Annotated in this window: 16 protein-coding genes and 1 pseudogene; 7 read left to right on the top strand and 10 right to left on the bottom strand. The window is 41.9% G+C overall.

The window, feature by feature from the left end:
- The first annotated feature begins 134 nt into the window (after positions 1-134).
- Together AC6UD1_RS06105 and AC6UD1_RS06100 are read left to right on the top strand one after the other, a co-directional pair.
- Positions 135-1,448, top strand: coding sequence for an NCS2 family permease (locus AC6UD1_RS06105; protein WP_500701520.1), 1,314 nt, complete (start codon positions 135-137; stop codon positions 1,446-1,448).
- Between the two features lie 207 nt (positions 1,449-1,655).
- Positions 1,656-3,080: an NAD-dependent succinate-semialdehyde dehydrogenase gene (locus tag AC6UD1_RS06100; RefSeq protein ID WP_500707558.1), complete on the top strand. Its 1,425-nt coding sequence runs from the start codon at positions 1,656-1,658 to the stop codon at positions 3,078-3,080.
- 96 nt (positions 3,081-3,176) lie between these two features.
- Here AC6UD1_RS06100 and cls read toward each other — a convergent pair whose 3' ends face one another.
- Entirely contained in the window at positions 3,177-4,649 is a 1,473-nt protein-coding gene (gene cls / locus AC6UD1_RS06095; RefSeq protein WP_500706035.1) for a cardiolipin synthase, read from the bottom strand.
- Between the two features lie 119 nt (positions 4,650-4,768).
- Between cls and AC6UD1_RS06090 the strand changes: the two genes are divergently transcribed.
- The gene (locus tag AC6UD1_RS06090) at positions 4,769-4,927 is read left to right on the top strand and encodes a hypothetical protein (RefSeq protein WP_500694255.1); all 159 of its coding nucleotides are present in this window, start codon (positions 4,769-4,771) and stop codon (positions 4,925-4,927) included.
- Positions 4,928-4,992: 65 nt separating this feature from the next.
- Here the strand turns inward: AC6UD1_RS06090 and AC6UD1_RS06085 are convergent, their stop codons facing one another.
- The 4 genes from AC6UD1_RS06085 to lepB all read right to left on the bottom strand — a co-directional run bounded on the left by AC6UD1_RS06085 (position 4,993) and on the right by lepB (position 8,779).
- Positions 4,993-5,184, bottom strand: coding sequence for a hypothetical protein (locus AC6UD1_RS06085; protein ID WP_500694254.1), 192 nt, complete (start codon positions 5,182-5,184; stop codon positions 4,993-4,995).
- 432 nt (positions 5,185-5,616) lie between these two features.
- Positions 5,617-6,942 carry a C1 family peptidase gene (locus tag AC6UD1_RS06080; RefSeq protein ID WP_500707557.1) on the bottom strand — a complete coding sequence of 442 codons (1,326 nt, stop codon included), beginning with the start codon at positions 6,940-6,942 and terminating at the stop codon, positions 5,617-5,619.
- A gap of 76 nt (positions 6,943-7,018) precedes the next feature.
- On the bottom strand, positions 7,019-8,113 hold the full coding sequence (locus tag AC6UD1_RS06075) for a hypothetical protein (protein WP_500707556.1): 1,095 nt from the start codon (positions 8,111-8,113) through the stop codon (positions 7,019-7,021).
- Positions 8,114-8,176: 63 nt separating this feature from the next.
- Positions 8,177-8,779, bottom strand: coding sequence for a signal peptidase I (lepB, locus tag AC6UD1_RS06070; RefSeq protein WP_500699744.1), 603 nt, complete (start codon positions 8,777-8,779; stop codon positions 8,177-8,179).
- 161 nt (positions 8,780-8,940) lie between these two features.
- Between lepB and AC6UD1_RS06065 the strand changes: the two genes are divergently transcribed.
- From AC6UD1_RS06065 to AC6UD1_RS06055, 3 genes are all read left to right on the top strand, one after another.
- Entirely contained in the window at positions 8,941-10,128 is a 1,188-nt protein-coding gene (locus tag AC6UD1_RS06065; RefSeq protein ID WP_500707555.1) for a multidrug effflux MFS transporter, read from the top strand.
- A gap of 144 nt (positions 10,129-10,272) precedes the next feature.
- On the top strand, positions 10,273-10,788 hold the full coding sequence (locus AC6UD1_RS06060) for a hypothetical protein (RefSeq protein ID WP_500707554.1): 516 nt from the start codon (positions 10,273-10,275) through the stop codon (positions 10,786-10,788).
- A gap of 11 nt (positions 10,789-10,799) precedes the next feature.
- The gene (locus AC6UD1_RS06055) at positions 10,800-11,393 is read left to right on the top strand and encodes a cadmium resistance transporter (RefSeq protein WP_500707553.1); all 594 of its coding nucleotides are present in this window, start codon (positions 10,800-10,802) and stop codon (positions 11,391-11,393) included.
- A 19-nt stretch (positions 11,394-11,412) separates the two neighbouring features.
- On the opposite strand, the gene AC6UD1_RS06050 is transcribed toward AC6UD1_RS06055, so the two are convergent.
- Positions 11,413-12,321, bottom strand: coding sequence for an alpha/beta hydrolase fold domain-containing protein (locus tag AC6UD1_RS06050; RefSeq protein WP_500707552.1), 909 nt, complete (start codon positions 12,319-12,321; stop codon positions 11,413-11,415).
- Positions 12,322-12,583: 262 nt separating this feature from the next.
- Here AC6UD1_RS06050 and AC6UD1_RS06045 point away from each other — a divergent pair, with 262 nt between their 5' ends.
- Positions 12,584-15,358 carry a cation-translocating P-type ATPase gene (locus AC6UD1_RS06045; protein ID WP_500707579.1) on the top strand — a complete coding sequence of 925 codons (2,775 nt, stop codon included), beginning with the start codon at positions 12,584-12,586 and terminating at the stop codon, positions 15,356-15,358.
- A 48-nt stretch (positions 15,359-15,406) separates the two neighbouring features.
- On the opposite strand, the gene AC6UD1_RS06040 is transcribed toward AC6UD1_RS06045, so the two are convergent.
- The 4 genes and pseudogenes from AC6UD1_RS06040 to AC6UD1_RS06025 form a co-directional block, all read right to left on the bottom strand.
- Positions 15,407-17,074 carry a teichoic acid glycosyl transferase gene (locus AC6UD1_RS06040; protein ID WP_500707551.1) on the bottom strand — a complete coding sequence of 556 codons (1,668 nt, stop codon included), beginning with the start codon at positions 17,072-17,074 and terminating at the stop codon, positions 15,407-15,409.
- A gap of 374 nt (positions 17,075-17,448) precedes the next feature.
- Complete coding sequence (locus AC6UD1_RS06035) at positions 17,449-17,841, bottom strand: VOC family protein (RefSeq protein WP_500707578.1); 393 nt, start codon at positions 17,839-17,841, stop codon at positions 17,449-17,451.
- 72 nt (positions 17,842-17,913) lie between these two features.
- A pseudogene (locus AC6UD1_RS06030) lies at positions 17,914-18,636 on the bottom strand (DUF6198 family protein); the annotation flags it as partial.
- A gap of 18 nt (positions 18,637-18,654) precedes the next feature.
- On the bottom strand, positions 18,655-19,671 hold the full coding sequence (locus AC6UD1_RS06025) for a zinc-dependent alcohol dehydrogenase family protein (RefSeq protein ID WP_500707577.1): 1,017 nt from the start codon (positions 19,669-19,671) through the stop codon (positions 18,655-18,657).
- Positions 19,672-19,711 lie beyond the last annotated feature (40 nt).

Raw genomic sequence — 19,711 nt, 5'->3', positions numbered from 1 at the left:
CAACGGACGTTAATGCACGATTTTTGCCTTGTAATTAGTATCGTTCGTGATTTGACACATTTTAACTTTGTGTTATCCTATTATCGTAATTCGTTTTTGAAAAACCGAATATTAATTTGATAGGAGTTGTGGAAATGGCTAATCGAATTGCCTCGTTTTTTCACTTTCAGGAATTAGGAACTAACTTCACCCGTGAAACGGTTGCGGGAGTTACGACCTTTGTTTCCATGGTGTACATTTTATTCGTAAACCCGAACGTTTTGGGTGCTGCAGGAATGGATAAAGGTGCCGTTTTTACGGCAACGGCCCTCGCCTCTGCCTTTGGCTGTTTCCTAATGGGAATCATCGCAAACTATCCGTTTGCATTATCCGCCAGTCTGGGGCTCAACGCCTTCTTTGCGTACTCCGTATGTATTGGGATGAAGATTCCATGGCAGACCGCACTAGCCGGCGTGTTTGTTGCCTCCATTCTTTTCGTCATCTTGACCTTGCTCAAGTTGCGAGAAAAGATCATCGATTCGATTCCATCTGACTTAAAGTCAGCCATTGCTGGTGGGATTGGCCTGTTCATTGCCTTTTTAGGGTTAAACAATGGTGGACTAGTGGTTGCCAACAAGTCCACGCTGGTTGGCCTCGGTTCGTTCAGTAACCCACTCACTTTACTGACGGTAGCCGGTTTAGTCATCACTTTGTTCTTGATGGCCGCTAACGTCCCAGCCTCAATCTTCATTGGGATGGTTGCTTCAGCCGTAATTGGAGTCCTTTTCGGATTAATCAAAATGCCTACCGGAATCGTCTCGGCGGTTCCAAGCATTAAATCCACTTTCCTAGTAGGATTATTCAACGTTGACAAGATCAACACGCCCCAGTTAATTGTCGTTGTGCTGACGTTCCTTTTGGTAACCTTCTTTGATACCGCCGGAACGTTAGTTGGATTAGCCGAACAGGCTGGTTACATGAAAAACAATAAAATTCCACGAATCGGCCGTGCTTTAGGCGCCGACTCCGTTACCATGCTAGTTGGTTCACTTCTTGGAACTTCCCCAATGGGAGCCTACGTTGAATCATCAGCCGGCATTGCGGTTGGTGGTCGTTCTGGATTTACGGTAATTGTGACTGGAATTCTGTTCTTGTTAGCGATGTTCTTCTCACCACTTTTGACCGTCATTACCAGTCAAGTCACCGCCCCGGCACTAATTATCGTCGGAATCTTGATGGCCAAGTCACTTGGTAACATTCATTGGAACAAGTTTGAAGTGGCAGCCCCAGCCTTTCTGATCGCAATTGGAATGCCACTAACGTACAGTATCTCTGACGGAATTGCACTTGGTTTCATCGCCTACCCAATTACCATGATTGCCGCTAAACGTGGTAAAGAAGTCGGTTGGATGATGTACTCGTTAGCAATTATCTTCCTAGTCTTCTTGTGGATACTAAACATTAAATAACAAATAACTAAATCTAATTCGGATCACCATCAGTAAATGGTGATCTTTTTATTTGCTCACTTTTTTACAATAAAATGAGCAAATTCTATTGTAACCGCTTCCTAATGAACTATACTCAAGGTGAGATATGAGTTAGCTAACTGATTCTCATAGTTATTTGGTCACTAAAGTTTAATTCAAGTTTATTTATAATAAGGGAGAGTTATTATGGCATATGAGACTGTAAATCCATTTAACAACGAAACAATTAAGACTTATCCAAACGCTACCGACGCAGAATTAGAGCAAGTCCTAAAAACTGACGAAGCGCTTTATCAAAAAACGAAAAAACAAGACATTAAAAAACGAGCTAAAATCCTTCACAACGTTGCCAAGGCTTTGCGTGACAACAAGGACGATCTAGCTAAGACCGCTACCATTGAAATGGGCAAGTTGTTCCGCGAATCTCAAGGTGAAGTTGAACTTTGTGCCATCATTGCTGATTGGTTCGCCGACCACAGCGAAGAATTACTTCAACCAAAGGCCATCTCTTCAATCGTAACTGGTGAGGCTGAGGTTCACTACCATGCCCTCGGGACGTTAGTCATGGTTGAGCCATGGAACTTCCCTTACTACCAGATCATGAGAGTCTTCGCTCCCAACTTTATGGTCGGAAACCCAATGATTTTAAAGGATGCATCCAACATTCCTGCTTCAGCTCAATTATTTGCGGATGTTATTAAAAAAGCTGGCGCTCCAGAAGGTGCTTTAACCAACATGTTCCTGTCTTATGATCAAGTTACCAAGGCCATCGAAGACAAACGAGTTCAAGGAGTAGCACTAACTGGCTCTGAACGTGGTGGTTCATCCGTTGCCGAAGCTGCTGGTAAGAACCTCAAGAAAAACTCAATGGAACTGGGTGGAATGGATCCATTCCTGATTCTAGATGACGCTGATTTAGACAAAGCGGAAGACATTGCTTGGCGGGTTCGTCTCTATAACGACGGTCAGGTCTGCTGTTCTGACAAACGTTTCATCGTCATGGACAACGTTTACGACAAGTTTGTTGAGAAATTAAAGGAAGACTTCAGCAAAGTTAAAATGGGCGATCCAATGGACCCATCCACAACGCTTGCTCCAATGAATTCCAAGAAAGCTAAGGACAAACTTCAATCCCAAGTTGATGCCACCATTAAAGCCGGCGCTAAGGTAGTCTATGGCAATGAACCAGTTGATCTCCCAGGCCAATTCTTCATGCCAACCATTCTTACCGACATCGACAAGTCTAACCCTGGCTACACCACTGAATTCTTTGGTCCAGTTGCTTCGGTCTACAAGGCCCACAGTGAACAAGAAGCCATTGATCTTGCAAACGACAACCCTTATGGACTAGGTGGAATCGTCTTCTCCGGTGATCCACAACATGGCGCCAAGGTTGCCGACCAGATTGAAACCGGGATGGTCTTTGTTAACAACTTCCTTGCTTCCCTTCCAGCCTTACCATTCGGTGGTGTAAAAGGTTCTGGTTATGGTAGAGAAATGAGTGACATTGGTCAAATGGCATTCGTCAATCAACAATTGATCGTTACCGCTCAAGAACCAGATATGCATAACCTGGCAGGTGCACTGGTTGCCACTGATCCTGAAAAATAAATCAAACTAAGAATGAACTTAAATAATTCATCCTTTTTAATAAAGAAGAGTCTAGATCGTTTAATCTAGGCTCTTCTTTATTTTTAAATTTGAACGTTAGAGAATTGGTGACAATAAACGGCTAAAGTGCTGCTTAAAGTTTAACCACCATGATTCCGATTCAAACATCTTCGTTGTCTGCAGGGTACTATTCTTCAAGTCCTCTTCAAAAATTGCTCCCATTTGTTTTCCAAATGCTTCATCATAGGTAAATGAATTAATCTCGAAGTTTAGTTTAAAACTACGATAATCCATGTTAGCGGACCCAACTGAGACAATTTTATCATCAACGACAACCGTTTTAGCGTGCATAAAGCCGTTATTGTAGTAGTAGACTTTGACCCCCAGTTTGGTTAACTGACGTGCATAGTACTGGGTGGCCCGGTATACGAACGGATGATCCGGCATGTCTGGCACGATGATTTGGACGTCAACGCCTGACATGGACGCAATCTTCAAGGCATCTAAGACCGATGGGTCAGGGATTAAATATGGCGTCGTAATCTGGACCTTGTGTTTGGCCATTTCAATCATCTTAATGTAGCCAATCTTAATTTGTTCCATACTGGTATCAGGGCCACTGGAAACAATCTGCATGACCGCTTCACCGTCGGTATGAATGATTGGATAGTACTTCTTGATCATTTCTGGGTTGTTGGGATTAATTTGGAGTTTCCCATCAGTGGCGTTCCAATCCAAAATAAACTGGGACTGGAGTCCATAAATGGCGTTTCCGTGAATTCGAATTGAACAGTCCTGCCAATTACCAAACTTCTTACTCCAACCCATGTACTGGTCGCCGATGTTAAAGCCACCGACGTAAGCATGCTCACCATCGATCACTAGAATCTTGTGGTGATCTCGAAAGTTAACCCGAAAATCAAAGAAATTAGAATGGGTGTGTAAAAATGGGTAAGCATGGCCACCCGCTTCAAACAGCGGTTTAAAGAATTTCTGCGTGGTCCCCATCGAACCCCATGAGTCATAGATGACCCGGACGTCAACGCCCTCTTTGGCCTTCTCAACCAATGCCGCTAAGACCTTTTTCCCAATTTTATCAGCATAAAAAGTGTAGAATTCAAGGTTAATGGAACTTTTCGCGTTCTTAATGTCAGAAAACATCTGATCCATCAACTTGTCGCCATTAGTGAAAACGTCGATTTTGTTGTTGTCATAGAGTGGCGAGGTATCAGAATTCATAAACATGCGAACCATGTTAGCTGACTCCCACGCAATCTGTTTTGATGGTGTGTCAGCATCCTTCGGTTTTTTAAGCATTGCTTTTTCTTCACTAAGTTCGTGTCTCACGTGTTTTTTCACGCTACCCTTTAACCGAAAGAACTTACTCTTAGGTAGTTTTCTCCCAAAGAAAGCGTAAATAATGAAACCTAGTAATGGTAGAAATACCAGTACTAAAAGCCATGCCCACGTTGCGGCGATGTCTCGGGGTTGCCTGAACACGGTAATAATCGCAAAAATCGCATTACCGATGACGATAATGTGCCAAATTAACATCCAATCAATTGCCATTGTAGATCCTCCTAGGTTTTATACGTCTATAATACATAATTTTAAAAGACTTTGCTTACTTTTTTGCTAACGATGGATTAAAATGATATGTACTTCGCATGAAATAGCAGGTGATGAAAATGAATTCTTACTTTGTCCTTGGACTACATGGTGTACACAGTTTTTCGATTCTTCATCGATTAGTCAACGCCCTGATTGCCAATCCGCAGGTCGCAACCGTGGTCTTTGCCGCCATAGTAATCGCGATCTTAGTTTATCAATTGTTTTTGAAAAAATAAAAGTGTTTCATAGTTGGCGATTAGTAAACATCGTTCACAACTACGGAACACTTTTTATTATTTGTTCATTTATATCGATAATGATGATTAATTGTACTCTGAACACGTTGATTAATGATTAACAAGAATGCCAAACTGGAGAAAAGCAGTATTAGCATCGGAAAGTAATCGATGGGGAGACTAATTAGTACCAAAGATAACGATCCAAATATCATAAATTCAACGACGTACAATCCAATTTTTAAAAACCACTTCATCTTACTCTCCCACCTATTCTACTGCTTGTTTAATAATTATTGATGCAAATTATACAAGCAATATAAATCGGTGTCTACCGCTTAGTAGCGGTGTTTTGGAATTTTAACCCGCTGTTAAATGGATTGTAATAGTGTATAATGTCACAAACACTTTTTTCATGCCAAAACAACGAATGTAAATCTAAAAAAGAGGTAACCTACTGTGAAACGAACTTACGTTAAAACCAAAAATGGAATATTTACCAATAACATTTTGTGATCAATAACTGTCCTAGCTATGCATCCCAATAACGATTCATTAAAGTATGAAGCAATTGTACGGGCAGCTGTATATCAATGCGACTGCCTTTTTTTATAATTATATATTATCATACGGAATAAAATAAGCCATAAAAAAACACCCTTCCCATCGGAAGAGTGTTAAATTAATTTTTATTGTAATGAATCCCATGGATCCAACTTGATTGGAGTCTTCTTCAAGACCTCTTTTTGGGTGTGTTTTAGATAACTCTTCTTAACAACCACTTCGTAAACGAAGTCCTGCATCCATTCGCCGGTCATTGCGAAGTAGCCGTCGTCTCCAACCTTCTTGCCCCAACTGTTTTCAACTTTCCATTTCGTTGGAACGTCGTTGATTAAATCAACACCGGTCAACGTCATGGCGTGGGAAACTTCAGCTTCGTGGTACTTGAGGCGTTCAGCCTTGGTCATGGTCATATCAACCCCGAATAAGGCAGATTGACGGTAGAGTTTGCTATCCAAGTAACCCTTTTGTCGGTTCATTTGATGCAAAACATCATTTCCAAACCAAACGGTCTCGCCATCTTTAAGTTGCTTAATGGCGGCTTCCTTCAGTTCGTCCATTGGGGCATTCAAGAACTCAATTGGCATGCCACCCTCAACGTTGTTTTGACTTGGAAGAGAATACATCTCATCCATCTTCTTATCAGGTGAATTGGTCAAAACGACGTAATCGTTTAAGTCAACGCCAATGTACTTGTCGTAAAATTGCTTGGGAGTCAAACCCTGGTCTAAATGATACTTCTTATCATCATCACGATATTCAAGGTCAAAGGTCTTTGGTGGAACACCAAATGAGTAAGCCGTCATGCGGTAGACCTCTGTCATCATTTTCTGTTTCATTTGATTAATATCATCGTCTGAGGCATCAGAATTAACCAAGTCTCTGAGGACCATCCCGTCGTGACGTAACTTTCGATCCATCACCTCATCGTAGTCGGTGGTGTCATCAGTCACGGCGGTTTCTGGAAAGGCCTCTTTTGGCATAACGCCGTACTTTTGAACCAGTGCCGCAGCCATGGCCCATTGGCCACCGTCTTCACCCGGCATGCTCAAGTAAAAGTCAACGTCCCGGTCACTCGTTGGTCGATCGGCCAATGCAATCATACGGTCGTAAAACATATTCGCCCGTTCAATCTTGTCCCAGAAGAACAGATAGTTTTGGGATAACTCAAAGTCTTTCTTGTTGTACTTGACCGCAAACTTATGTCTCAAGGTGTTTAACAATGAAAATAGCCAGCAGCGGCCACTGTGTTTCTGATTAGAAACCGTTCCCGTATCAATGTCAATTGAAAAGGTGCGGTTTAAGCGGACTGCGGTCTTAGGATCTTCAGAAGCTTTATCAATCCCGTTGGTCATGATGGCCCGTGAGATCACTTCATTTTTTGGTTGCACTTCCAGATCGGCCTGCATTTGATCAACGTCATCTGGTGTAATTGGGTGGTTAAATTCTGTCATTATTTTTGTCCTTTCTTTCGATTAATTAGTTAATTGTAATTCTAAGTCTCAACTAATCGTTTTACAAGCGAAGGGACTAAAAATTAGGATTCGTCATTCGCATCAGCTCGGGACCACGGTTTACCAGCAACATGCCCTTCCCGTTTTCAAACGACAGTCCCTCAAATTCACGGTGACCATCGGTGATAATCGTCCGGATGTCACTGGTCTTTAAGTGGCCTAACTTATTGACCGGAATCCGCATGATGCCACCATTGGAAACGAGATATAGGTTATTATTCTTATCATTGTACGCTAGTGACTGAGGCACAATCCCAGGAGCGTGTCGGATTAACTGCGGAATTAGTTTGAACTTAGCTCCCCGCTCGTTAATCTGGCCGCGATAAATCTTGACGGCTCCCCTTGGAGCAATTCCATGATGGGTGATGCTGTAAAAATACGCCCGACCGGTTTTATCAAAGGCGAGGACCATTCCCATTGGAACCTTACCAGGAATGGTCGACTGAACCCGTGCTCTGACTTTTTGTTCTGGCTTTAAGGTGTCCATGTTCAGACGTTGGACAACCGGTTTGAAGCCATTCTGTTTGATAAACCACATCTGTTTATTCTTAGGGTTATAGGCCATCGACTGCCCGTGCCCCGTGTGAAAGACGGGCCCAACCTTGATGGCGGCCAATTCGGTCTTACTATGACGAAACTTCCCCATGTAGCCTGGCAAGTCAAATCCCAGTTCGTTTAGCTTTTTTAAATCATAGCGCACCACGAACCCGGTGTTGGAGCCACCGTAGAAGGTGTACATAACGTACGCATACTGTCCGTGTAGCACCACACTCTGTGGATTACGCATCAGCCGGTGATTGCGGTCGTTCAAACGCGCGTGTCTACTGGTATAAGTAGGTAAAAAGTATTGGGTAACAAAGTCAGAATGACCGTCACCCCGAATCGTATGTAAAGTGTTCGGATAGTTCTCATCGGGTTTATAGGCCGATTCGTATGGATAATAGCCCCGTGAGTAATCCTTGTTGTCAACTACCTGATAGGCGTGTGCTTGTTTTGATGATTGGGTCTCATTTTGATTTGATTTCATAAATTCTAAAAGGTAAAAAATGACGACCAATCCAACAAAAAGCAGACACATCACAAATAAAAGCTTCTTCATCAATCCCTTCATATAATCCCCCAAAAATTAATTTAAATAAAAAGCTCATCATAAATATGATGAGCTTTTATTGATTTAATATCCTAATTCATTAATATTATACCGCTTTTGCTTGGTGGTACTCCATGGGAAGGTCTTGACAACCCCAACGACCTTCTTCTTTGGAACAAAGCCCCAGTAACGGCTATCGTTTGAGACGCTCCGGTGATCACCTAGAACGAAGTACTCACCTTTAGGTACTTTAACGGCACCCTTATTTTTAGGCCAGTTCTTGGATAAACTAGTTAGATCCCAGTCACCAGGCATCCGGTTGTAGTAAGTTCCCTGTTGCTGCTGACTCTTACTGATGTAATCCTGGTTAACCTTCTTGTTGTTAACGTAGATACTGCCACCCTTAAAGGCAACAGTATCACCAGGAAGTCCAATCACCCGCTTAACGTAGTCGGTGTTCGGGGCAGCGGTGGGATCCTCCCCTGCCGCATTAAATACGACGACACTTCGATGCTTAATCTTCGCCTGTCTGAAGACCATGATCCGTTCCCCATTTTCAAGGTTCGGCTGCATCGACGGTCCATCAACCTTGGCCAGCGTAAATAGATATTGTCTGATTATTAAGGCTAGGATCAGTCCAATCACAATCGGAATCACCCAACTCATGACGCTCTTAAAAAATTTCATTTCAGATTCTCCTCAATCATTATGTATAATTTTATTCTATCACTAATGATTTGTCAGGGATGAACTCCATCCCGAAAATTTCCTTTATATATTTAGTAAGTATACCTTATAATAGCAATTAGTGCGTCATTGATCGCAAATTTTTTACTAGGGATGAAAAAATGGAAACAAAGAAAAGTCACGTCATTTGGTTAGCGGTCCTCCTTGGGATCGTGAGCGCAACAGGTCCACTATCAATGGACCTATACATGCCGGCGCTCCCACAGATGATGGCAACGTTTCACACCAACGCCTCTATGATGCAACTAAGCATCACTGCTTGTCTGATTGGCCTGGCGGTTGGACAAGTCATCATCGGCCCCTTAAGTGACCATTATGGTAGAAAACCACTACTAATCATCGGTTTTGTCCTATTTAGTGTCTCATCTGCAATGATCGCGTTCATTCCCAATATCTATGCCTTAATCACTTTAAGACTCATTCAAGGAATCGCTGGAGCAACCGGTCAAGTCATTTCTAGAGCCGTCGCTCGTGACATGTTTTCAGGAAAAATCCTGACCCGTTTTTATTCACTATTGACTGCTGTTAACGGCATCTTCCCAATCATTGCTCCCATCTTTGGTGGTTTAATCATTAAAATTACCGACTGGCAGGGAATCTTTCTCATTTTAGGGGTGATCGGAATCGTCATCGTTTTCATGTGCCTCTTTGGCATTCCCGAAACCTTAACGCCCAAAAACCGCAGCACCGGTTCCCTTTTTCAATCCGAAGTACAGATGTTTTACCTACTAAAGGATCCCAAGTTTCTCCGCCTGGTGCTCGCAACCGGACTGGTCTACGGGTCGCTATTTAGCTACATTTCTTCCTCTTCCTTTGTCTTTCAGAGTCAGTTTCACATGTCAGTCACCGAATTTAGCTTCTTATACGCCATAAACGGAGTTGCAATTGGGATTGGTAGTGCGTTGCCGGGTCGTTTGGTAATGAAAACCGACTCCATCACCCTATTAAAATGGTTCATTAAGGCCACCATCATCACTAGTTTCATCCTGATTCTCAGTGCCATCTGGTTTAAAAACCTGTTAGTGGTTATTATCCTAGTCTTCATCATTCTCATCTTTATCGGTGCCATGCTGACGTTATCCACGACCGTCGCCATGAACGCTGCCAGTAAGAACGCCGGCAGTGCCTCAGCTCTTGTGGGTCTAACGCAAAACGCCATGGGTGGAATTGTTTCACCACTCGTTGGTATCATGGGTGAAAATACGTATTTGCCAATGGGACTCATCATTTTAATTGCCATGATTCTGATTAATTTATTGTTGGTCAGACCCAAAACTGTGAGAAAATAAAGCAAAATCATTAATTTTTTCTGCAGGTTTTCTGCAGGTTTTTAGCACCATCAAGTACACAAAGACTATCAAGTCAACGTTTTTGCCGTATCTTTTCTGCAGGTTTTCTGCAGATTTATTCTATCAATAAGGAGAACACCCCCCATGCTCACCACCAAAAACAAACGCTTCGACTCCTTCTCACTTGTAGTCGGACTCTACTTTTTATTTGTTGCGTTCCTCCTATTTATCCGACCAATTGGCTCTTTAATTACCATTATGGCACTTGGAACCCTACTTGCCGGAATTTACCGTTACGTCCTGTACTACGAGTTGTCCAACTATTTCAATGTGATTAATAAGACCCTAATTGTAACGGGAACGATTGAACTCGTAATCAGTATCATCTTGTTTTTTCATCAGTTACTAAACTTTCACGTGGTCCTGATCTTAATATTTACCTGGATAATCGTGGACTCCCTCACCGAACTTTTAACGGTCAAATTCATCCCTAAGGTTCGGAAGTGGTACCACTCAGTCGTGATTGGCCTCGGGATTTTGGGCATTATCGTTTCAGTGGCCCTCACCATTCTGTCGTTTGTCTCCACCTCAGAAACGGTCATCTTATTGGCCTTGTTCTTCGTCGCCGATGGCATCGTCATTGCCGTTCGAGCATTTTAAGGAGTGAACCAATGATCGAAATTATTTTCAGCTCAATCGTGGCTTATTTTTCAACCAATCTGGATTACTTACTCGTCTTGGTCCTCTTGTTAGGAGCTTATAAGAGCCCAAAGTTGGTCCTAACTGGTGACTTAATTGGAACGGTGGGGCTCACTCTACTGCCAATGATAATTGCGCGAATTCTCGGGGCCGTGCCTCAGATGTGGATTCTCGGTCTTCTTGGGATCTTCCCCATTTTATTCGGAATTAAGGAGTTATTTCCACCAAAGCCGCACTCAAGTAGTGACATCAGTACCAGTAAGGGATCGAAATTCAAAATCGTGATGAAAGTCGTGGCGATCACCATCACTGCGTGTGGTGCCGATAACGTCGCCGTTTTCATTCCCATTTTCATCCGCAAAACTAATTTAGAACTACTCTTGGCACTCATCACCATGCTCATCATGGCGGTCATCTTTTTCTTCTGTGCCATCCTCATTGAGGATAACCAGCCCATCAAGAAGCTGTTAGGAAAATACGGCCGTTACCTGTCATCAATCGTGTACATTCTTTTGGGAGTCTCCGTTTTAGTTCAAAACGGAACGATTGCCCATTTCTTTCATTAATTAACAAAAAGGCATCCCACTAGGATGCCTTTTCCTTTTGTTTCATAACTCGTTTCATGAACTGATCCTTCTGGTCAAACACGGTCTCATTCATAAAACCACTTGGACCATGGGGAACGCCGTCAACAATGTGAACCTCAACGTTCTGTTTGCCAATGAACTTGATGAGTTCGGCCGCCATGTTAATCGTCTGAACGTAAGGAACAACTCGGTCACCGGTTCCCGCGTATAGAAGCGCCGGAACCATGGCATCATTTAGGTACGTCACCGGATTGGCCTCGGCAACTAAATCAGGAACGTCAATCGGTCGGTGAAATCCCAGCATGGCACCCTCAAAAGAGTCGGCGTCACCGGTTTCATAAAAATTGGGCTTTTGACCGAGCGCCTCAAACTCCGGCTTTAAAAGGTCCATTTCGTACAATCCGTACGAAGAAATCACGCCATCAACCTGACTCGAGTAGTCAAAGTTACTACCAAAATCACTTTCAAGGTGGCCACTGGCTTCAGAAGCTGCCAGTAACATCGCTAATTGAGCCCCTGACGATTCACCCATCATGAAAACTGCGTTACTATCAAAGTGATAACTATCAGCGTGAGCTTTCACGAAGCGCACCACGGCTTTTAATTCGTAGATTGCGGTGGGAAATGGTTTCATGTAACTAAGCGAATAATTGGGACTGACAACCGCATAACCGCGCTTTAACAGTTCCAAAGCACCGTTTAATTTAAAGGAACTCTTCTGTCCGAAGTACATCCCGCCGCCATGCACATCAATGATGACCGGGTAACGCTCCCGCTTTTCGTTTGGCAGGTAAACGTCAAGTTTGTGTCGTTCTCCATCCGCATAGGCCACATCGATGAACTTGCGGTCCACGAAGTCAGAATCGGCTGGTGAAAATTTATGTTCACGTTCAATGAATTTAACCATTTTAAGACTCCTTTGAAGTAGTTAATTTTATGATAATTCAAAAGCAGAAGGGCGGCAATTATTCCTACTTAATCGTGATGGTTTCGTCCTGACTCAGGTTAAATTAATTTATTTTACGAAAGTCAGTTTTTTCTATTGCTTTTTTAAAAAAAGAGGCTAAAATCAGTCCACGGTTGTTTAGAAGCACATTCTAAACGATATTTGGAAAAAGGGGTGAGAAACATTGGATAACAAAATTCTAACTGACGATGATTACGCCAAAATGCCATTGTCAGATCTCACTAGCACGTTAGACACGTCAAGCACCAAGGGTCTAAGTACCAGCGAAGCCAAACAAAAGTTACAAAAAAACGGAGCCAACGTCATCAAGAAGGGTAAGCAGGAATCGGTTTTAATCGCCTTCCTCAAAAACTTCACTTCACTAATGGCCATGCTGCTGTGGGTCAGTGGTGTGATTGCCGTTCTGGCAGGAACCGTCGACCTTGGAATCGCAATTTGGGCGGTCAACATTATTAATGGGCTCTTCTCATTTTGGGAGGAACACGCGGCCAAAAAGGCTACCGACGCACTGAGCAATCTACTACCAACCTACGTCAACGTCATCAGAAACGGGAAATCAGTTCAAATCAACGCTGATGGGATTGTCGCCGGCGACCTCCTGCAACTACAAGCCGGTAACGCCATCCCAGTTGATGGAGTCGTGGTCCATTCTTCATCACTACAGGTGGACGAATCCGCTCTAACCGGTGAATCACTTCCGGTTAATAAGAACAATAAGTACCAACATGGTGACGGAAAGTTTGCCATCAGTAACGTGGTCTACGCTGGGACCGTTGTCACTAACGGAACGGCGACCGTCTTAGCCGTTAAGACCGGGATGAACACCGAATTTGGTAAGATTGCCAGCCTGACGCAAAACCAGAAGAAGACGGACTCACCACTTACTAAGGAATTGAACCGTTTGACCCGTCAAATTTCCATTATTGCTTTTGCGATTGGAATTACGTTCTTTATCCTCGCCATCTACTTCGTTCATTACCCGCTTGCCAAATCGTTTATCTTCGCACTGGGAATGATCGTGGCCTTTATCCCGGAGGGACTCCTTCCGACCGTCACGTTATCTCTAGCCCATGGCACTCAGGTCATGGCCAAACGTCACGCCCTTTTAAAGGACTTAGACAGCGTTGAGACCTTGGGTGAAACCAACGTCATCTGTTCTGATAAGACCGGAACGTTGACCCAAAATCAGATGACGGTCAACCACGTTTGGCTTCCAGACAAGGAGTATACCGTTACCGGAACGGGATATTTCAACAATGGCAAAATCCAATTCAACGGCAAAAATGTCAATCTCGCTCACGAACCGGATTTGGCCCTTTTGTTAAAGATTGCCCTGTTAAATAATGATACTGCCATTAAGTACGACCCGGACAACAAGAAAGCCCCGTCAATTTTAGGAACCCCAACCGAAGCCGGATTGAACATCTTGACCGACAAGGCTGGTTTAAACCGTGATGACGCAACAAAGCAGACTCCAAGGCTGAAAGAACTCCCATTTGATGCTAATCGGCGCCGCATGACCACGATTCAAAAGACGGCGCCAGACGGCAGTAACGTCATTTACACCAAGGGTGCCCTTGATAACATTCTTTCGATTTGTGACAAAATCCTAGTAAACGGTCAGGTGCGCTCCATCACCGCAACTGACAGGCAAAAGATTAACCAGGCGAACGCCGATTACGCTAAGCAAGGACTGCGTTCACTCGCTTTTGCCTACCGCGATAACGATACTGATGATCCGAAACAAGCCACGATTGACAACACCGAAAAGAACCTTGTGTTTGTTGGTCTAGCCGTCATGTCCGATCCCCCACGAGAGGAAATCTTCGACGCGGTTAAGAAGTGTCACAGTGCCGACATTCGAATCATCATGGTCACCGGAGACAGTTCTTTAACTGCCAAGAGTGTTGCCGTCCAAATCGGCATTACCTCTAATAAGGCTCGGGTCATCACCGGAGAGGAATTAACCAAGATGTCAGACGATCAACTTCAAGAAGCCGTCAAGGGTGAAGTCATCTTTGCCAGAGTGGCTCCGGAAGACAAATATCGCATCGTCTCCATGTGTCAAAAAAACGGTGACGTGGTTGCCGCTACTGGTGACGGTGTCAACGACGCTCCAGCTCTAAAGAAAGCTAACATCGGCATCGCCATGGGGGTTAACGGAACCGACGTCGCCAAGGATGCCGCCGACATGATTTTAACCGACGACAACTTTGCCTCTATCGTTTCTGCCATTGAAGAAGGTCGGACCGTCTACAGCAACATCCAGAAGTTCCTCCTTTACATCTTGAACAGTAATATGGCCGAAGCCTTTCCATCAATTCTGTTTCTAATCTCTAACGGTGCCATTCCACTCCCCCTGACGGTTATGGAGATTTTAACCGTTGACCTGGGGACTGATCTCCTGCCAGCTCTGGGACTTGGAACCGAAAAGAGTGAACCGGGAATCATGAAACGGCCACCACGTTCAAGAAGCTCGCACCTGTTAAACAAGGGACTTATTATCAAAGCGTTTGGTTGGTACGGACTATTTGCGTCTATCTTGTCAACTGGAGGTTACTTCTTTGCCAACTACCAACACGGTTGGCCCAAGATTCCGCTAGCTGGCAGTGGCACATTTTACGCCGAAGCCACTACCATGACGCTAGCTACCATCGGCTTCTGTCAAATCGCTGCCGTCCTTAACTGTCGAACCGATTCGACTTCCCTATTTAAAATTGGGATCTTTAGTAACCACCGCATCATGTGGGGCATCGCCTTTCAGATTGTCCTAATCACCCTTCTAATCTACGTTTCGTTCCTTCAAGGTGTCTTTGGAACCGCCGCAATTGGTGTCAGTGACTGGATCTATCTGATTGCCATTCCAATTCCGCTGGTTCTAATTGATGAGGTCAGAAAGTACTTCGTAAGACGACACATTCACAACAAGTTCAACCAACACATGTCTCACCTACAAAAACTAGAAAAAGCCCTATAAAATTAAAAGGGATGCTGAACGAATTGTTCAACATCCCTTTTTTTGTGATCAATAATAACTATTATATGTTGTTTGATAAGCACCCCGTTGAATGGTATTTTTATGTTGTTTGTTTTTATGATGAGAAATCTTTTTTCTTTCTAATAACCAATACGTAACATTTTGGTTCTCAAAATTCTGCCCATGCTTTGCTACGATTTTATAATTTTTAAAAAGCGTCGAAGAAATTTGTTGTGTTCCAGGATTTAAATTACTTCCTGCCATCTGTCCTTGTTTTTCACCACCTGGTCCACTATATTCACTAATACTTGTTCCTCCAAGTGTATTCAAAGTTACCCACTGAACTTTTCTATCCTTAATAACATTATATTGAGAATTCAAAACTTTCTTTTCAAACTTTGCTGGAAAATTATAATTTTGAAAATAATAAGTTGATGGCATTGCACCTGAAGTTGTATAAATTCCCATATCAAGAGATCCGTAGTTTAATAAAGTTGGTTTCCCTTTCGAATTATGTTCTATAATTTTACCAAATATAACTTGCGCAGGTTGAGTGGGCTTGCCAGTTGGATTGACAGTCATCGATCCATTATTGGCAAAAACTTTAGAGTTCATTACATTATTATTTATTCCTAGCAAAAGTGAAAAGGAAAGAAGAAAAGTTCCTAATATAATATTTCTCTCTTTTACATTTATTTTACTTTTTAATAAGGATTTATATAAGTAGACTACTAAGGCAATTATTGAAAGAATAATATAAGGGAACCATATAAGCTCATAATATTGAAGAACATTAGATAGATCATGTCCATAAATTGAAATAAGTGCATTACCAAATAACATAAGCAAAATTAATATATGCGTAAACGTGTTTGTAAAAAAGTTATTATATAAACATAAAAATAAAATTCCTAAAAATCCAAAACAAAATATTATTGGATCAGAAGTAAGAAATTTTTCAAATACTATTAAAGCATTAATTAATTTCCCAATGATAGAAGCATGAGATCCACTATATTGGAAAATATTGGCAATAAAATAAACATTAATAAATTGTTTTAATGAATTAGTAATAATAAAATAAATAATCCATGGAACAGTAGATAATAAAAAACCTAATCCACTATATAAAATCATGTTTCTCATCGCTTCAAACCTTTTATGAAAAAGATAAAAACCAAAAATGAGAAAATAGAAGACAATCCAACTTCCGATTAAAGTAAATTTTGAAAATATAATAATTCCAACAATAATACCTTGAATTAACCATTCAAGCTTTGTAACTGTAAAGTTTCTATTACTAATTAGTAAAACAAGATAAATAAGTCCTAAAACTGCAGGAAAAGCAAAAAACTCAACGGAATCTCCATAATTATAGTATGGGTGATAGAGTGATAATATTGACGTTAATAGGCCTACTGAAACAGAAATAGGATTACTCTTTATATAAAGATGCGTTATTTTATAAGCAAAGTACATAATTGCCATTAAAGACAACACTTCAAATGGAAACATTCCAACTAAACTTTTGGAATTTATTAACCAAGCAATTCCATGAATAAAATAAACATAAGGACCCTTTTGTTCAAATAAATCTTTATACGGAATAATTCCATTCATCATAGCTTTCCCAACAGTAAAATAGCAGTTACTATCTGGTGAATAGTCAAAATAGTACAAAGGAGAAGTGTAACTACATATTCCTAAAAAAATCATACTAGCAAATAAAAAAATACAAAAAAACATTAAATTCGTACGATTAAAAACCTTATTAAAACGAATCCTTCTTGATTTAAAATGCATTACTCTTTCACAATCCTATCTTACAATGTACTAAGTATTCATTAAAAACGAACATTATCATGACATTGTTATTAAATTTTAACTTCTCATAATGCCATGTTACCCCCCCCCCAGAGGATTTATTGCAAGAGTTTTTTTGTGAATGTGATAAATAAATCAATCTGATAACTACAAATCAGAAAAATCCCTATAAAATTAAAAGAGGATGCTGAACAAATTGTTCAACATCCCCTTTTTGGTATGGGTTTTAAAAATTGAGGTTTTAATAATTTAATGGCAATCAATCGTTACTTCAGAATCTGACAAAATTCAATGCGTTCGTGATTAGGACCATAGACGTTAAAGAATTTAATTCCCTTTGTCCAGTATGCCCCAATGTATTGAATCTGATCATCATCGACGTTCAGTCCCATTTCTTTAGCGGCCTTAAAGGCACTTTCAATGTCAGTGGTATTTAAGGCAAAGTGGTTAATCGCGCCATCAACTGGGTTGGTTGGCTCGCCTTCCCAAATTTCAAGGGTGAGGTTGTCGTATTTCATAAAGGCACAGTGAATGTTACCATTTGGGAAATCGCCAATCTTTTTAAATCCAAGTTTTTCATAATACTGAATGGTTTTGTTAAGGTCTTTGGTAGGAATTCCTAAGTGTTGAAGACCAGTAAAGTAATCACTAATATTCATTTTCTTACTCCCCTTTTTATTATGCGATAATTGGTGTTCATCATTATCAACGTTGGTTGCCACCGTTGAATCTTCTATGCCATTAGACGTATCTAACGCTTGGTGCTTGAGGCTTGGAAAAACGACCTTATCGGCAATTCCGGTAATGCCACCTTGGAAAAGAAAGGCAAAAATCGTTCCAATCCCATAGTATTCAATTCGATGTGTGATCAAAATCGCAATTATTCCAATAACAGTCGGTGGGATGTATGAAGCCCACATTGCTTCAGCGGCGTTCCCCTTAAAATACTTGAAACGTAGGATCTGCATTAGATCGTCATTTGGGTGTAAGACCAGGTTGACCCGTTGATAAATCGAAATTCCAATCGCAATAAATGCAACTCCGATAAAGTTGACCAGCACGTAAACGGTGATTAAGCCCAACGAACGGGCCTCCGGTAACTTGATAATCTCGGTCAAAAGGTCATAGAATACCTGAACTAACCAGGAAAACGGAATCATGAAAATCATGTTTCCAATGGCTCTGCCCCAGTCCCATTTTCCAAGCAAGAGCGCATTCAAGATGATAATGGCAACTCCGATCAGGACAAAGGTCCAAAAAAGATTCCAATGAATCGCAATACTAAAGTTGGTTTCGGCCGCCGTCCAGTACGCGGACCCCAAAAACTGGGGAACCACCTTGGCACTGGTGACCAACGTCAGAACGTTTCCAAGTGAATTGATGATGATTGAAATAATAAAATAAATAATCGAAGCACTCATCGAAATCGTTCGTGGTGTTTTATTTGAAGTCATAACAATCACCACATTTTTCTATTTAAGTTCTGGGTTAACTGCGACAATCGACTTCCCCATCCTGGGGGTCGTGTGATTTAGAACTCCTTCAACTTCGTCAAGCTTTAAAATATTATCCTGGAATGGAGTGGTCTTAACGGCACCGGATGCCAGTAAAGCAATCGCATCTTCAAAGGCATGGGGATTAATAATCGATCCCTTAATCGTTAACTGTTTCTTAAAGACGTTGTAAGTATTCATTGAGAAGGTCTGATCAGGTTTACCGACTCCAAACATCAGCACTTGAGCACCCTTGTTGGTGTGTTCAGCGGCCTCTTCTTGAGTTTCAGGACGACCAACGGCTTCAACCACAAAGTCATAATTTTCTTTAATCGGGGTCTTTGTCGTGTTAATCACGTTGTCTAACTTTAATTCAGTCTTCAAACGGTCAAGCACCGAGTCGTCTAGAATCCCAGCTAAATCAATTCGTTGAATCCCGTAGTCACGCAGGATTTGAGCGAACAGACGAGCCATGAAACCATCACCAATGATTAAAGCGTGTTGGTAAGGGGTAATGTTCTCGGTAATCTTCATTGCGTGAACCACACAAGAGATTGGTTCAAGTGAACATGCAGCTTGAAGTGAGACTGAATCTGGTAACTTGTAAACCACTTTTTCAGGTGCTGTAAAGTATTGAGCAAGTCCACCATTACGAGTTACTCCAATGGCTGACAAGTTGTCACAGAGTTCATAACGACCAGTTCGACAATAGAAACACTTGTCACAATAAATATTGGGGTCAACGGCCACCCGATCACCCTTTTTAAATTCTTGGACGTTTTTACCAACGGCGGCAACAATCCCAGAATTTTCGTGACCTAACACGATTGGTGGGGTGGCGTCAGTGGAGCCTGGTAGTCCGTTGAACAGCCCATTATCAGTCCCACAGATTCCGGCATAGGCTGTTTCAACTAAAACTTCATCGTCTTTTGGAGTTGGAGTGTCAATCTGCTCCATCTTCATCTTCTGTTTGGCAGTCATTACTAAAGCATTCATTTTATCGTTCATAATAAATAGCCTCTTTTTATCATGTTAA

The sequence above is a fragment of the Fructilactobacillus sp. X8R1C1 genome (assembly GCF_059900945.1).
The sequence above is the reverse complement of the archived record's forward strand: the minus strand, read 5'-3'. Positions and strand labels throughout refer to the sequence as shown.